Raw genomic sequence first — 13,792 nt, forward strand, 5'->3', positions numbered from 1 at the left:
TTTTACAATAAATCTGCTGCTAGTTGAGCTAAATTAGATCGCTCCCCTTTAACAAACTTCACATGACCACTAATACGCTGTTCTTTAAACTTCTCTACAACATACGTTAAGCCATTATTATATTCATCTAAATATGGGTGATCAATTTGCTGAGGATCTCCCATCAATACAATCTTACTCTTTTCCCCTACCCTAGTTAATATCGTTTTCACTTCATGCTTTGTTAAATTTTGTGCTTCGTCAATGATAATGAACTGATCTGGAATACTTCTCCCGCGTATATAAGTAAGGGCTTCTACTTCAATCGAACCCATTCCAGCTAAAATAGCATCTAACTCTCCTGGCTTTTTCGTATTAAATAAATACTCTAGGTTATCAAAAATTGGCTGCATCCATGGTCTTAACTTTTCTTCTTTTTCTCCTGGTAAATAACCGATATCTTTTCCGACTGGAACAATTGGTCTTGCCACAAGTAATTTTTTATATAATCCTAAGTCTTCTGTTTGCATAAGTCCCGAAGCTAACGCAAGTAACGTTTTTCCTGTGCCGGCTTTCCCCGTTAACGTTACAAGCGGAATATCTTCACGAAGCAACAATTCTAATCCCATAATTTGCTGCACGTTTCGTGGTCGTATCCCCCACACTTGTTCATTGTGAAAAATAAGTTTCTTTACCTTTTTACCTAAGTGATCCACAATGCCAAGCGCAGAACTAGAGCCTCCCAATGCATCTTTCATTACTACAAATTGATTTGGGTAAAAAGGATGATTCGCAATTTCAGATAGAGGCAATTCACCTTTCTCATAAAAATAATCCAATTGTTCTTTTGATATATATCCTTCTAAAAAGCCAGAATATATATTTTCTACTTCAATTACGCGATCACTTAAATAATCTTCAGCCTTCAAACCAATTGCATCAGCTTTTACCCTTACGAGTACATCTTTACTTACTAAAATAACAGACTTCCCGTCCTCTTTTTCCTGTTCTTCTAAAGATAGATTTTTTGCTACAGCTAAAATTCGATTATCATTTGTTTTTTCTACAAAAATATCTTGTAGTTGCACAAATGAACGATGGTTCAATTCAATACGAAATGTTCCGCCGTTTTCTAGCGGGATACTTTCATGCAGCTTTCCTATTTCACGAAATTTATCTATTAACTTAGATACATAACGAGCGTTTCGTCCTACTTCATCCATATAACGTTTTTTCGAATCAACCTCTTCTAATACAACTGCTGGAATCACTACTTCATTGGTTTCAAATGAAAAAATAGATAAAGGATCCTGCAAAAGTACATTCGTATCTAACACATAAATTTTATCCAACCTGTTACCCCCTGACTCCACTTTTAAATTTGTAGAACAAGGGTTTCATCCATAAAATATGGACGAACCATTGTTATAATTATATGTACCGTGTAAACGAGGTAGAATCGAAAATCATAGTCATTAAACCTTTTATTTATTCTTTATTCATTTCTATTCAATATATTACTTTTTATTATAATTATTAACGTTAAATCACAATAACCGATTACAAAAGTGAATAAACGAATTTCCTATTTAGCATCTTTATAATTCTCTTATCCCTACTAACACTTCATTATCCAGCTTTTTCGCTGCCCGAAGATCATATGTTTTTTCATATGTTGGTTCAATTGCAAGTTTCGCTCCATAAAACATAACATCACGCACTTCTTGCACATTTACTTCTATTACAGTTAATTTTAGAGAAATACCTTCCATTCTATCTGTCAAAATTTCACTTGCACCACTTATAGAAAATACGGATTCATTCGCCATTATAGTCAATACCACACCTGTATTATGACGTATATTTTCCACAATACGTGAACGTTGATCTACTGCAAATCGAATACTAGTTTTACTCACTGCATACACCCAAGAAATAGCACTTACGTTAGGAACTTGTTTTTCGAAATCTGTCGTTGCTATCATAACAATACACTCTTTACGCAACGTTTGTACTAAATCCTCTGTTAAGGTAGGCTCTACTACATTCGCCATATTTTCACCTCCAAACATACTTGGTATATCCTTATCATAACTTATTTTTTGAATTGCGAAAATATTATTTTTTCCCGCTATTATTCAAAAACATTATACTTCCATGATATACTTATACTGATAGAATTCGTATTGAGGTGACGAAATGAGAGTCAAATGTATGATTTGTGATAAAAAAGATATGTTAGATGATGAAAATCCTATGGCAAAAAAACTGCGTAATCGCCCTATTCATACATATATGTGCATGGAATGTTCGGAACGAATTGCAGAGCGTACAATGGAACGTCATGCAAGTGGTAATTTCCGATTATATCGTGATAAAAAAATCGAAGATGATTGGTAAAATGTAAATAAGTCCTTACTCATATAGATAAGGACTTATTTATATTTTTCTGGTTCACGATTCATCTGATCCAAAAAACAATCAATGGCTTCTAACGGAAACCTTGCAGATTTCCGTTCTCCATTTATTTCATATGTAATTAAATACATTTCCTCGTTCTTTTCGACTTCCACATTTCTTAATTTATGTTCTTCATATATCATATTTTGAAATAACAAATATGTTTCTTTTGCAGCACTATCATTTGGACGTGCTTCCGCAACTGTTTTAATTGTTAACCAATTATATAGTGCATCTTGTACTGAACGCATGAAAACTCCCCTTCCTCAGCCTGCTTTTTGTTGTTTCGCTTGACGCAAACGCAATCTATAAATTCCAAGTACAATTGCCGCTACAACTAGTCCTTCTCCAACAGGTAAAAACACAGCAAAAAAGGTTAATACTGTACATCCAATTGCTAATGATATGTATATCACAATATTTTTTAGTACAGACAACTTTCTAGCAAATCCTAAATTATAAACGAGACCACTTAATATAATAATCGTCCCATAAAGTAACCACATTCCTAACTCTGGATTTTCATCTACCTTACACAATTTTGCAAAAAAAGACATCCTTTCTAACACACTCTTCCCCCCTAGCAGTAAAATGCAATTTTCTTTATATACTTAATACAAGAGTAACTCGCAAAAAAAATACTGTCCACAAAAATGAGTAAATATTCTAAAAAAATAAACAAAATAAAAAAACAACGACCTTTATAAAGGTCGTTGTTTTTTTATTTTTACGCTTCAACAGATTTCTTTTTCTTAGCAGCTCTTTCGCGCTCACTCTTATCAAGAATCTTTTTACGTAGACGAATTGATTCTGGAGTTACTTCACAGAACTCGTCATCGTTTAAGTACTCTAATGATTCTTCTAAAGTCATTAGGCGTGGTTTCTTCATTGTTGAAGTTTGATCTTTCGTCGCAGAACGAATGTTAGTTTGTTGTTTCATTTTCACAACGTTAACTGTTAAGTCGTTCTCACGAGTGTGTTCTCCTACAATCATACCAGCATATACTTCTGTACCTGGTTCAACGAAGATTACACCACGGTCTTCAACTTGCATAATACCGTATTGTGATGCTTTTCCTGTTTCAAGTGAAACTAGAACACCTTGACGACGTCCACCAACTTGTCCAGCGTGTACTGGTTGGTAGCAATCGAATGTATGGTTTAAAATACCGTAACCACGAGTTAATGTTAAGAATTCTGTTGTGTAACCAATTAAACCACGTGCTGGAACCATGAAAGTAAGGCGAACTTGACCGTTTCCGTTATTCACCATATCTAACATTTCACCTTTACGTGCACCCATAGATTCCATAATAGAACCAGTGTATTCTTCAGGTACATCGATTTGTACACGCTCTACAGGCTCACATCTTACGCCATCAACTTCTTTAATGATTACTTCTGGCTTAGATACTTGTAATTCATAACCTTCACGACGCATGTTTTCAATTAAGATAGATAAATGTAGTTCCCCACGTCCAGATACGATCCACGCATCAGGAGAATCTGTATTATCTACACGTAAACTTACATCTGTTTCTAATTGTGAACGAAGACGCTCTTCAATTTTACGAGATGTAATGTATTTACCTTCACGACCTGCAAATGGGCTATTATTTACAAGGAACGTCATTTGTAGTGTTGGCTCATCAATACGTAATAATGGTAACGCATCTTGATGTTCAACTGGACATACTGTTTCACCTACGTTAATGTCTTCCATACCAGAAACGGCTACTAAGTCCCCTGCTTTTGCTTCTTCAATTTCTTGTCGTTTTAATCCCATGTAACCGAATAATTTCGTTACGCGGAATTGCTTCACGCTTCCGTCTACTTTCATTAAAGCAACTTGTTGTCCAACCTTCATTGTACCGCGGAATACGCGACCAACTCCAATACGTCCAACGTAGTCGTTGTAATCAAGAAGTGCTACTTGGAATTGAAGTGGCTCTTCGCTGTTATCAATTGGTGCTGGAATATGTTCGATAATTGTATCAAATAATGATTTCATATTCTCTTCTTGATTTGCTGGGTTTGAATCTAAGCTTGCTGTTCCGTTCATTGCTGATGCAAATACAACTGGGAACTCTAATTGATCTTCGTTTGCACCAAGCTCAATGAATAAGTCGATTACTTCATCAACTACTTCATCTGGACGAGCGAAGTCACGGTCAATTTTGTTTACAACTACGATTGGAGTTAAGTTTTGCTCAAGAGCTTTCTTTAAAACAAATCGTGTTTGTGGCATACAACCTTCATATGCATCAACAACAAGTAAAACACCATCAACCATTTTCATGATACGTTCTACTTCTCCACCGAAGTCAGCGTGACCAGGTGTATCTAAAATGTTAATTCTTTTATCTTCATAGTGAATCGCTGTATTTTTCGCTAAAATTGTAATACCGCGTTCTCTTTCTAGATCATTTGAATCCATTGCGCGTTCTTCAACGTGTTCGTTCGCACGGAAAGTCCCCGCTTGACGTAATAACTGGTCAACAAGTGTTGTTTTACCATGGTCAACGTGGGCAATAATTGCTATATTACGTAAATCTTGTCGTTTTTTCAACATGTCCAACTCCTAATGTCTTTTTAATCCTTCTCTATTATAAGAGCGAAGGGGATACAATAGCAATTAAAATAAAAGCAAGAATGAAAATATAGTTGTATTCTTACTTTTGTGAAAGTAAAATGAGATTGGAGGGTGAAGAAATGGAACACATTCAATATCGCTTTTTATTAACTGCAATTATCGGTGTTATTTTCTTAATCGGTATCGGCATTATGATTGCTGAAAATAGTCCAATCGGTATTATTATTTGCATTATCGGCACATTTGTTACAGTTGGATACGGTTTTGTAACAAAAAGAAAAATGCGCAAATCACAATAACGCTAAAAAGTAAGAAGCTTATACACAGCCTCTTACTTTTTTTGTTGCTCTCATATAAACGATAACACTTCTTCATACACTCCTGGTTTTGCAACTAACACACTGCTCTTCTCTATGATAGAAAGTGGCGCTCCAGAGAATGTCGTCACCTTACCTCCAACTTCTTCTACAATTATCTGTCCTCCGCCAAAATCCCATGGTGATAATCTCGGCGTTATATATGCATCTATTCTTCCTGTTGCAACGTATACCATCTCTAACGCTGCACAGCCATATGATCTTGTGCCCCTTGCTTTCTTAACAAGTGCCATCATACTTTCCATATTAAGCAATGGATTATCTGTAAGCCATATCGCATTTAAAGCTACAATACCTTCCTCTACAGTTCCTTTTTTCAATGGAGGAATTGATATATCATTACAAAAAGCTCCAGATCCCTTGACTGCATGATATAGTTCATCATGCACTGGATCATATATAAGTCCAATCTTTCCGATACCGTTCTCATAAATCCCAATTGAAATCGCAAAATTTCTTTTTTGATGAACAAAGTTCATCGTGCCGTCAATTGGATCAATTAACCAAACAACCCCGTCAGAAGACGTTATCTCGTCTCCATAACCCTCTTCTCCTAAAATACTATGATTCGGGAATGTTTCTTTAATTTTCCCAATTAAAAACTGTTCTATCTCTCGGTCCATATTTGTAACTAAGTCAGCTGCATTTGATTTTGTTTCTATAATAAGTGCTTTTTTCATTGATGCCATTAAATGCTCTCCTGCATCCCGAATCCACCGTTTGGCGTGTGCATCAATGTCTTTCCATACTTCTTGCATGTTTAAACACTCCGATCTATACTGTTCACAGAAAAAACGAACCCTTTATAAGGTTCGCACCAACTAATTTTTTATACATATACTATTATTACGCTTCTAAACGAATCATTTCAAGTCTTAACACTTCTAACTTTTGTACACACTCTTCTTTTTTCTGTTTATCATCTTCCATCATCGCATCATATAAAGTTGCTAATTCATAATCTAGCTCCAAACGTAGCACCGGTATTCTCTTTTCAGCATCTGTTCTCTTTAACGCATTAATCACCTGTCTCATATTATTTGCCTCCTCCCAATATTCGTCTGCCCTCGGACTAGAATTAATTCAATTTTCTGATTTTTCGTTTTATACTATACTATGTTGGATAAATCATCTATGCAACAAAATTATATTTTTTTATTTAAATTTTTTTGTGCTGTTTTTTTTATGAATAGTACAAGCTATGCTAAAATAAAAGCAAAATAGGAGTTGGAGGAACAATCATGACAATACAAACATTCAAGTCAACTGATTTTGATGTCTTTACAGTTGATGGTCTCGAAGAACGAATGAGTGCAATTAAAACGAACATTCATCCTAAGCTAGAAGCTTTAGGGGAACAATTTGCAGAATACTTATCCAAACAAACTGATGAGAACTTTTTTTATCATGTTGCAAAACACGCACGCCGCAAAGTCAATCCACCAAACGATACTTGGGTTGCTTTTTCAACAAATAAACGAGGATATAAAATGCTACCGCATTTCCAAATCGGCTTATGGGGTACTCATGCCTTCATATACTTTGGTTTAATCTATGAGTGTCCACAAAAAGTTGAGACGGCTCATGCCTTCTTAGAACATTTAAATGATTTAAAAACAAATATTCCAAATGACTTCGTTTGGTCCATTGACCATACTAAACCAAGTGTGAAATTACATAAAACACTTGAAACCGAAGACTTACAAAAGATGATTGAACGACTAGCTACTGTAAAAAAAGCAGAATTATTAGTTGGTATTCATATATCACCAGAGGAGTTTTCAGCAATGACCAACGAACAATTCCTTGCTAAGATTGAATCTACGATGCAATCACTCCTTCCTTTATATGCACTTTGTAATCGATAGTAGAAAACGGACAATTTATATTGTCCGTTTTTAGTTGTTATCACATTATATCACTTCAGTTTTTATTTTTCAAAATATTTTTTACATTTTTACAAGCTTTTGTTCTTCGACTTCTTTTGCCCTTTGAATAGCACGATATATAGAGTATCCACTTACTTCTTGAAATTCTTTATCAATTTTCTTTTCTTCTGCTTTCGATGGAACAATCTCTTTAAAACGACGATATAAACCCATTAATTCTTCTCTTACAATCCCTTTTTCATAAGCTTTCTCAATCGCTTCATAAAACTTAACAATTGTAACCATTTCCTCATTTGACCAATCATAATCTAACGGATATTGATATTCCATTTCGCACCTCATTTATCATTTCTTCTTGTTTCATTATGCTATCTTAAAGAGAATATTTTATTCTTCATTATAGCCACTCTGCATTATACACTATTTATTCATTTTAATGGAATTGTCTTCCTCTATTCATTAGTTGAGGCTAACTATTAAACATACTCACCTTAAAAACATTTTTTTCTATACATCTATAATTATTGGTGATATAATGCTTTTGTTTTATAGAAAATAAAGTGAAGCTACCATCTCAAAAACGATTTTTTGAATGGCAGAAAAACAAGCCTTATTCTAAAAAAGACTAAACTTTTTTAGAGCAGGATTATATAAAACAAATTACACTAAATATTATGAAGAAGAAGGGGTGTATAGATTGTCCCAATACGAAACACCATTGTTTACCGCTTTAGTTGAGCACAGTAAGCGAAATCCAATTCAATTCCATATTCCTGGTCATAAAAAAGGACAGGGCATGGATCCTACATTTCGCGAATTTATTGGGCATAATGCATTAGCAATTGATTTAATTAATATTGCGCCACTCGATGATTTACATCATCCAAAAGGTATGATTAAAGAAGCACAGGATTTAGCAGCCGCTGCATTCGGTGCAGATCATACTTTCTTTTCTATTCAAGGTACAAGTGGCGCTATTATGACAATGGTGATGAGCGTTTGCGGTCCTGGTGACAAAATCCTAGTACCACGAAACGTGCATAAATCAGTAATGTCAGCTATTATTTTCTCAGGTGCAAAACCAATTTTCATGCATCCTGAAATCGATCCGAAGCTCGGTATTTCTCATGGAATCACAATTCAATCTGTCAAAAAAGCACTTGAAGAGCACTCAGATGCAAAGGGCTTACTTGTTATTAACCCAACGTACTTTGGGTTTGCTGCAGACTTAGAACAGATTGTACAATTAGCACATTCTTATGACATCCCTGTACTAGTTGACGAGGCTCATGGTGTTCATATTCATTTTCACGATGAATTGCCGATGTCAGCGATGCAAGCTGGGGCAGATATGGCAGCAACAAGTGTTCACAAATTAGGAGGCTCTTTAACTCAAAGTTCTATTCTTAATGTGAAAGAAGGCTTGGTGAATGTAAAACATGTCCAATCTATTATTAGCATGCTTACGACTACATCAACTTCTTACATCTTGTTAGCATCCCTTGATGTTGCGAGAAAACGTCTTGCTACAGAAGGAACAGCACTCATAGAACAAACAATACAATTAGCTGAACATGTTCGTGATGCTATAAATTCTATTGAGCATCTTTACTGTCCTGGAAAAGAAATGTTAGGTACAGATGCTACCTTTAACTATGATCCTACAAAGATAATTGTATCTGTAAAAGATTTAGGTATTACCGGCCACCAAGCTGAAGTATGGCTTAGAGAGCAATATAACATTGAAGTAGAACTCTCAGATCTATACAACATACTATGTCTTATCACTTTGGGAGATACAGAAAGTGATACAAATACACTTATTGCAGCATTACAAGATTTAGCAGCAACATTTAGAAATAGGGCAGATAAAGGTGTTCAAGTACAAGTAGAGATTCCAGAAATTCCAGTGCTAGCACTTTCTCCCCGAGATGCTTTTTATTCGGAAACAGAAGTCATTCCATTTGAAAATGCAGCGGGGCGTATTATAGCTGATTTTGTTATGGTTTATCCGCCAGGGATTCCAATCTTTACTCCGGGGGAAATTATTACACAAGAAAACTTAGAGTATATTCGTAAAAACTTAGAAGCAGGTTTACCTGTACAAGGTCCTGAAGATATGACATTACAAACATTACGTGTTATTAAAGAGTACAAGCCTATCAGTTGATAGGCTTTTTTTTCACCTTTTCTCCTTTTCTTCATACGATACTAAAGAATGTAACGTATAGGTGGGGATACTATTATGATTGTAATAGGCCGTTCTATTGTACATCCTTATATTACAAATGAATATGAGCCATTTGCAGCAGAGAAACAACAAATTTTATCAATAATGGCAGGAAATCAAGAAGTCTATTCCTTCCGAACAGCTAATGAACTCAGCTTTGATCTCAATTTACGAGTTAATATTATTATCTCTTCACTAGAGCTTTTTCAAAGTGGTTTTCAGTTTCGTACATTTCAACAATCCTTTTGCAACCCCCAGTATTGGAAAAGAACATCCCTTGGAGGATTCGAGCTTCTTCCAAACATACCACCTTCTATTGCCATACAAGATATTTTCAAAAACGGAAAACTATATGGAACTGAATGCGCAACCGCTATGATCATTATTTTTTATAAAGCTTTACTATCATTGTATGAGGAAGAAACTTTCAATCGTCTATTTGCAAACCTTTTACTTTACACATGGGACTACGATCAAGATCTAAGACTCATAACAAAAAACGGTGGCGATCTTGTTCCAGGTGACCTCGTTTACTTTAAAAACCCACAAGTGAATCCAGCTACGATTGAGTGGCAAGGAGAAAACACAATCTATTTAGGAAATTTCTTTTTTTACGGACATGGCGTAGGTGTAAAAACAAAAGAAGAAATTATTTATTCATTAAATGAACGACGAGTTCCTTACGCTTTTATTTCAGCTTTCTTGACCGATACTATTACCCGTATCGATAGTCGTATAATGAGCCAATACGCTTCTTCTAGTACACCACAGACCTCCATAAGCTTTATTCCGATTAGGGATGATGCAATCGTTGCAACAGTTGGTCATACAACTACAATTTATTAAAAAAGCGCCTACACATGTAGGCGCTTTTTCTTATTATTAAGCTTTTGTATGTTCTTTATGGTCACATTCGCAATGAGATCCACATTTCCCGTATAGTACTGTTGATTTTTCATCTTCAAAATGTCCAATTGTTCCTTCACATACTTGGCATACGATTGTTCCCATTTTCATTTCCCCCTGAGTTTTAATAGTAATCTATTTATTTATCATTAAGCTTTCGCATTATCTTTTCTAGCACAGTCACAATTTGTTCCACATTTTCCGTAAAGTACTGTCGTTTTCTCATCTTCAAAATGTCCGATTGTTCCTTCACATACTTGGCATACGATTGTTCCCATTTTCATTTCCCCCTAAGTTTATGGTCCTAAAAACTTTTAGCTGTCCATTTCCTATCAATTATTGGGCTTTTGTATGCTCTGTGTGATCACATCCGCAAGATCCACATTTCCCGTAAAGTACTGTTACTTTCTCATCTTCGAAGTGTGCAATTGTACCTTCACAATCTTGACATACGATTGTTCCCATTTTTCATTTCCCCCTAAGTTTATAATCCCAAAAACTTTTTGTAACCGCTTAACTTTCTGTCTTTATTTTAATATGTTATACTTTTTACGTCAATAGGTTTTTAGTATAACACATTAAATATTTTAAATTTAAATTAGTATGCAATATTCAAATGAAAAAACAGCCATATTTATAAGTACGACTGTTTCACATTAATTATTCTTCATATTCCGCATGTAAAGAAGTTGACGGAACTAGAAATTTGAAAAACTGAGCTAACTCCTTTGCTTCCTCTTCTGATCCTAATTTAAAAATCTCCTGTATATATTGAACATTCTCTACATCATCTCGTCCGAGTAAAGTAGACCTTCCTGTTTGCATACAAACAATGAGCGGCTTTCCAAAAAACATATTTGTATAAATAACACCAAAATCATAACGTGTATCATGTGTCATAAACCCTAAAAATCGTACCTTCACACTTTCATGCTCATCATACAATTTTTCAAACATTGGTTTCCACCTTTCTATATCACGTTTCATTACTAGTATATTAAACAAAACATGTAATACTCCTTTTAATTGTCAAAAAATTCAGTAGGATGTAGAATGATAGTATTCTACTAAGTTAGGGGGAACTTATATGCAACACGCCTTTATTACGCTTGTACCTAAATCCAACCAACAATCAGTTTCAATAGATGATATAAAACAACTTTTTCATTATTATAAAACAGTTACTTCTAAAACTGGTGCCCAAATTAATTACACGTATACAAATACCGCTTTTCCTTATGAAATTTTAGATACATCTACAACAACATTAAAACTTCAATCCAATCACGACCGCTATGACTCAATTTATATTGGTGTTGGTATAGAAAATGAACAATCTTTCATCCAAGTTTCTTTACCACCTAATGCAACATTTGGTGACAAAGGGAAAGCAAATGAATTTTGCCGTTTTTTAGCGAAGAAATTAGAAGGAGAGTTACAATTATTTAATGGAAGAACAATGTATTTTTATAAACGCTAATTTAAAAAATAGATAATATGATTAAAAATAGTATACAATTTGAACATGTAAGAAATAAAGCTTGCTTTCTCACGTGCAATACAAAATATGCTATTACATAGGCTAGATATAGGAATACGAAAAAAAGAATAACTTTATAATGAAACTTATCACCATTCGATAATGTTAATACAGTGGAAAAGCCACTCCATAGTAGTAAATGATAAAATATAACATGTAATATTTTCATGGAACCTTCTCCTTTGACATGCTCTATTTTATTAATATATGGGGTTAAGTTTGAATCAATTACATATTATAGGATGATATACATTACCTTTGAAGTAAGTTACGCCTGAATCATTTGTTAAAGTATTATATATTCATTCGACAAGTACGTTTAAAGACCTTGCAGGTCATTTGATGAAAATAAAAATAGCCCCTCTCTTACAATAAGAGAGGGGCTATTTACATTACTTAATTATTTTACAATGTGAATTGGCATTCCAAGAGCAACTTCAGCTGCTTCCATTGTGATTTCACCTAATGTTGGGTGAGCATGGATTGTTTGAGCGATATCTTCAGCTGTCATTCCAGCTTCGATAGCTAAACCAATCTCAGAGATAATATCAGAAGCACCTGCACCTGCAACTTGAGCACCTACAAGAAGACCATCTTCTTTACGTGTTACAAGTTGTAGGAAACCGTCAGTGCTGTTTAATGATAATGCACGACCGTTAGCAGCGAATGGGAACTTAGATACAGTTACAGTCATTCCAGCTTCTTCAGCTTGTTTTTTAGTGTAACCAACAGATGCTAATTCTGGATCAGTGAAGCATACTGCAGGAATTCCGATGTAATCGATAGCTGATGCATGGCCACTAATTGCTTCTACAGCTACTTTACCTTCGTAAGAAGCTTTGTGAGCTAATGGTGGTCCAGGAACGATATCACCGATTGCATAGATGTTTGGTACATTTGTACGACATTGCTCATCGATTTCGATGATGCCGCGGTCAGTCATTTTAACTCCAACTTGCTCAAGACCGATTTCTTGAGTGTTTGGACGACGACCTACAGTTACTAATACGTAATCTGCTTCTACAGTTTGGATTTCACCGTTAACTTCAAAGCTAACTTTTACGCCAGTTTCTGTTTCTTCAACGCCTTTAGCCATAGCTTTTGTATGGATATTTACGTTACCTTTTTTCTGTAGAGCACGTTTAACAACAGAGCTCATAGCTTTTTCGAAACCAGCTAAGATTTCGTCGCCAGCTTCTACTACAGTAACTTCTGTACCGAAGTTAGCATATGCAGTACCTAATTCCATACCGATGTAACCGCCGCCGATTACAACAAGTTTTTTAGGAATTTCAGGTAAGCTTAAAGCACCTGTAGAGTTGATAACACGTTTAGAGTATTTGAATCCTGGAATTTCGATTGGTGTAGAACCAGTTGCAAGAACAGCATTTTTAAACGTATAAGTTTGAGCTGCATCTTCAGTCATAACGCGTAATGTATTAGCATCTACGAAGTAAGCTTCACCGCGAATGATTTCAACTTTGTTACCTTTAAGAAGGCCTTCAACACCGCCAGTTAATTTCTTAACTACGCCGTTTTTCCATTCTTGAACTTTTGTAAAGTCAACTTTTACGTTTTCTGCAGTAATACCCATGTCATCAGAATGCATTGCATTCTCATAACGATGACCTGCATTGATTAACGCTTTTGAAGGAATACATCCAACGTTTAAGCATACGCCACCAAGGTTAGCTTTTTCAATGATTGCTACCTTTTGACCTAATTGTGCTGCACGAATTGCCGCAACGTATCCACCAGGACCTGCACCAACAACGACTGTATCTAATTCAATTGGGAAATCTCCTACTACCATTGTTA

The 13,792-nt window shown here is 35.1% G+C and carries 20 protein-coding genes; 6 read left to right on the forward strand and 14 right to left on the reverse strand.

Annotation, left to right across the window (positions count from 1 at the left end):
• Positions 1-2: 2 nt before the first annotated feature.
• Together MR143_RS18900 and MR143_RS18905 are read right to left on the reverse strand one after the other, a co-directional pair.
• The gene (locus tag MR143_RS18900) at positions 3-1,331 is read right to left on the reverse strand and encodes a PhoH family protein (protein WP_000358083.1); all 1,329 of its coding nucleotides are present in this window, start codon (positions 1,329-1,331) and stop codon (positions 3-5) included.
• Between the two features lie 246 nt (positions 1,332-1,577).
• A complete protein-coding gene (locus MR143_RS18905) occupies positions 1,578-2,033 on the reverse strand; it encodes a pyridoxamine 5'-phosphate oxidase family protein (protein WP_000024598.1) in 456 nt (151 codons plus the stop codon).
• A gap of 145 nt (positions 2,034-2,178) precedes the next feature.
• Between MR143_RS18905 and MR143_RS18910 the strand changes: the two genes are divergently transcribed.
• Positions 2,179-2,379: a YlaI family protein gene (locus MR143_RS18910; protein WP_002082250.1), complete on the forward strand. Its 201-nt coding sequence runs from the start codon at positions 2,179-2,181 to the stop codon at positions 2,377-2,379.
• Positions 2,380-2,414: 35 nt separating this feature from the next.
• Here the strand turns inward: MR143_RS18910 and MR143_RS18915 are convergent, their stop codons facing one another.
• The 3 genes from MR143_RS18915 to typA all read right to left on the reverse strand — a co-directional run bounded on the left by MR143_RS18915 (position 2,415) and on the right by typA (position 5,011).
• On the reverse strand, positions 2,415-2,690 hold the full coding sequence (locus MR143_RS18915) for a hypothetical protein (RefSeq protein ID WP_001258154.1): 276 nt from the start codon (positions 2,688-2,690) through the stop codon (positions 2,415-2,417).
• Positions 2,691-2,705: 15 nt separating this feature from the next.
• Complete coding sequence (locus MR143_RS18920; protein ID WP_000893665.1) at positions 2,706-3,008, reverse strand: YlaH-like family protein; 303 nt, start codon at positions 3,006-3,008, stop codon at positions 2,706-2,708.
• Positions 3,009-3,166: 158 nt separating this feature from the next.
• Entirely contained in the window at positions 3,167-5,011 is a 1,845-nt protein-coding gene (gene typA / locus MR143_RS18925) for a translational GTPase TypA (protein WP_000914762.1), read from the reverse strand.
• Between the two features lie 140 nt (positions 5,012-5,151).
• Between typA and MR143_RS18930 the strand changes: the two genes are divergently transcribed.
• Positions 5,152-5,331 carry a DUF5325 family protein gene (locus tag MR143_RS18930; RefSeq protein ID WP_000400127.1) on the forward strand — a complete coding sequence of 60 codons (180 nt, stop codon included), beginning with the start codon at positions 5,152-5,154 and terminating at the stop codon, positions 5,329-5,331.
• Positions 5,332-5,381: 50 nt separating this feature from the next.
• Here the strand turns inward: MR143_RS18930 and MR143_RS18935 are convergent, their stop codons facing one another.
• Both MR143_RS18935 and MR143_RS18940 read right to left on the reverse strand, forming a co-directional pair.
• Positions 5,382-6,167: an inositol monophosphatase family protein gene (locus tag MR143_RS18935; protein ID WP_001158708.1), complete on the reverse strand. Its 786-nt coding sequence runs from the start codon at positions 6,165-6,167 to the stop codon at positions 5,382-5,384.
• 88 nt (positions 6,168-6,255) lie between these two features.
• Positions 6,256-6,444, reverse strand: a complete 189-nt coding sequence (locus tag MR143_RS18940) for a hypothetical protein (protein ID WP_001250164.1) — start codon at positions 6,442-6,444, stop codon at positions 6,256-6,258.
• Positions 6,445-6,650: 206 nt separating this feature from the next.
• Between MR143_RS18940 and MR143_RS18945 the strand changes: the two genes are divergently transcribed.
• Positions 6,651-7,277: a YktB family protein gene (locus MR143_RS18945; protein ID WP_000155317.1), complete on the forward strand. Its 627-nt coding sequence runs from the start codon at positions 6,651-6,653 to the stop codon at positions 7,275-7,277.
• Between the two features lie 81 nt (positions 7,278-7,358).
• Here MR143_RS18945 and MR143_RS18950 read toward each other — a convergent pair whose 3' ends face one another.
• On the reverse strand, positions 7,359-7,628 hold the full coding sequence (locus MR143_RS18950; RefSeq protein ID WP_000456557.1) for a UPF0223 family protein: 270 nt from the start codon (positions 7,626-7,628) through the stop codon (positions 7,359-7,361).
• A gap of 367 nt (positions 7,629-7,995) precedes the next feature.
• Here MR143_RS18950 and speA point away from each other — a divergent pair, with 367 nt between their 5' ends.
• Both speA and MR143_RS18960 read left to right on the forward strand, forming a co-directional pair.
• Positions 7,996-9,468, forward strand: a complete 1,473-nt coding sequence (gene speA, locus MR143_RS18955; RefSeq protein ID WP_000084899.1) for an arginine decarboxylase — start codon at positions 7,996-7,998, stop codon at positions 9,466-9,468.
• A gap of 75 nt (positions 9,469-9,543) precedes the next feature.
• Positions 9,544-10,374, forward strand: a complete 831-nt coding sequence (locus tag MR143_RS18960; RefSeq protein WP_000635348.1) for a protein-glutamine gamma-glutamyltransferase — start codon at positions 9,544-9,546, stop codon at positions 10,372-10,374.
• Between the two features lie 36 nt (positions 10,375-10,410).
• On the opposite strand, the gene MR143_RS18965 is transcribed toward MR143_RS18960, so the two are convergent.
• From MR143_RS18965 to MR143_RS18980, 4 genes are all read right to left on the reverse strand, one after another.
• On the reverse strand, positions 10,411-10,539 hold the full coding sequence (locus MR143_RS18965) for a GapA-binding peptide SR1P (RefSeq protein ID WP_000536796.1): 129 nt from the start codon (positions 10,537-10,539) through the stop codon (positions 10,411-10,413).
• A gap of 44 nt (positions 10,540-10,583) precedes the next feature.
• On the reverse strand, positions 10,584-10,712 hold the full coding sequence (locus MR143_RS18970; protein ID WP_000536803.1) for a GapA-binding peptide SR1P: 129 nt from the start codon (positions 10,710-10,712) through the stop codon (positions 10,584-10,586).
• A 58-nt stretch (positions 10,713-10,770) separates the two neighbouring features.
• Positions 10,771-10,899 (reverse strand): GapA-binding peptide SR1P, encoded by a 129-nt coding sequence (locus tag MR143_RS18975; protein WP_000536778.1) that lies wholly within the window; start codon positions 10,897-10,899, stop codon positions 10,771-10,773.
• Positions 10,900-11,094: 195 nt separating this feature from the next.
• Positions 11,095-11,391: a DUF3055 domain-containing protein gene (locus MR143_RS18980; RefSeq protein WP_000462038.1), complete on the reverse strand. Its 297-nt coding sequence runs from the start codon at positions 11,389-11,391 to the stop codon at positions 11,095-11,097.
• 130 nt (positions 11,392-11,521) lie between these two features.
• Here MR143_RS18980 and MR143_RS18985 point away from each other — a divergent pair, with 130 nt between their 5' ends.
• Positions 11,522-11,914 carry a DUF1885 family protein gene (locus MR143_RS18985; RefSeq protein WP_001163299.1) on the forward strand — a complete coding sequence of 131 codons (393 nt, stop codon included), beginning with the start codon at positions 11,522-11,524 and terminating at the stop codon, positions 11,912-11,914.
• Position 11,915: 1 nt separating this feature from the next.
• On the opposite strand, the gene MR143_RS18990 is transcribed toward MR143_RS18985, so the two are convergent.
• Entirely contained in the window at positions 11,916-12,143 is a 228-nt protein-coding gene (locus tag MR143_RS18990) for a hypothetical protein (RefSeq protein WP_000697469.1), read from the reverse strand.
• Between the two features lie 231 nt (positions 12,144-12,374).
• Positions 12,375-13,787, reverse strand: coding sequence for a dihydrolipoyl dehydrogenase (lpdA, locus tag MR143_RS18995; RefSeq protein ID WP_000260108.1), 1,413 nt, complete (start codon positions 13,785-13,787; stop codon positions 12,375-12,377).
• Between the last annotated feature and the right edge of the window lie 5 nt (positions 13,788-13,792).

Origin of the sequence: Bacillus cereus group sp. BfR-BA-01347, assembly GCF_022663835.1 — a bacterium.
Lineage (GTDB): Bacteria > Bacillota > Bacilli > Bacillales > Bacillaceae_G > Bacillus_A > Bacillus_A thuringiensis_K.